This is a genomic window from Corallococcus terminator (assembly GCF_003611635.1).
GTDB lineage: Bacteria > Myxococcota > Myxococcia > Myxococcales > Myxococcaceae > Corallococcus > Corallococcus terminator.
In genome coordinates, this window is the sequence record NZ_RAVZ01000684.1 from 1 (window position 1) to 1,127 (window position 1,127).

The window sequence follows — 1,127 nt, forward strand, 5'->3', positions numbered from 1 at the left end:
CTGGCCATCGATCCGGGAGACCCGGACGCGCTCCTGGGCGCCGCGCACCTGTACGCGGTGCAGATGCCCTCCACGCGCGAACGGGACGAACTGGGCGCGCTCTATGCGGAACGGGGCCTGTCCCAACCCTCCACGCCCCCGGAGCTCATCCCGTCCCTGGCGCTGGTGGCGGCCATGGCCTTCAACGACCTGGGGCAGGCGGATCAGGCGCTGGAGCGCGCGGCCATCGTGCTGGCCCGCGAGCCGGGCAACCTGGAGGCGAAGTACGAGAAGGCCCTGGCCCTCTTCGAACTGTGCCGCTTCCGCGAGGCGAAGGCGGCCTTCGCCTCGCTCCTGACGGACAAGGAGCGCGCGGCGCACGCGCACCAGCACCTGGGATTGCTGCTTGAGCGCGAGGGCCGCTGGACGCAGGCCCAGGCGCACTTCGACCGGGCCCGCACGCTGGAGCCCCAGGACTTCCCCCCGCCGCCCCTGCCGACGCCGGACGAGTTCCGGGCCCAGGTGACGAAGGCCCTGGCGGACCTGCCGGAGGACATGCGCAAGGACCTGGAGGGCGTGCCGGTGGCCACCGAGGAGATTCCCTCGGAGGATGACCTGCTCGCCAACCAGCCGCCCCTGTCGCCCACCATCCTGGGCCTGTTCCGGGGCCCGTCCCTGGGCGAACCCTGCGACGGAACGGAGACGCCGTGCCGCTCCGTGGCCCTCTACCGGCGCAACCTGGCCCGGGCCGTGCGCTCGCCCGAGGAGCTGCGCGAACAGATTCGCGTGACACTGCTGCATGAAATCGGGCATCTGCGAGGGGAGGACGACGAGGAACTGGCCGCACGCGGCCTGGAGTGAGCCCCCACATGCCTTCCCTACCCACTGCCCGTGTCAGCTTGAAGGGCGCCAAGACGCTGCGTCGAGGCACCCCCTGGCTGTACCGCACGGAGCTGATGGAGCCCCCCGCCACCGACACGCCCGGCGCGGTGGTCGCGGTGGTGGACCCCCAGGGCAACCCCATCGGGCAGGCGCTCTATGCCCGCCGCTCCCCGCTCGCCATCCGCCTGCTCACGCGCAAGAGCCCCGCGGAAGAGAAGGTGGACGACGCCTTCTTCATCCGCCGCGTGGAGGCCGCCCTGGCCCGC

The 1,127-nt window shown here is 72.3% G+C and carries 1 protein-coding gene and 1 pseudogene; both read left to right on the forward strand.

What is annotated here, in order from left to right:
• Window positions 1–840, forward strand: an 840-nt coding sequence (locus D7V88_RS41480; RefSeq protein ID WP_120545958.1) for a metallopeptidase family protein, incomplete at its 5' end; no start/stop codon positions are given.
• Between the two features lie 8 nt (window positions 841–848).
• Window positions 849–1,127 (forward strand): annotated as a pseudogene (locus tag D7V88_RS41485) (class I SAM-dependent rRNA methyltransferase); the annotation flags it as partial.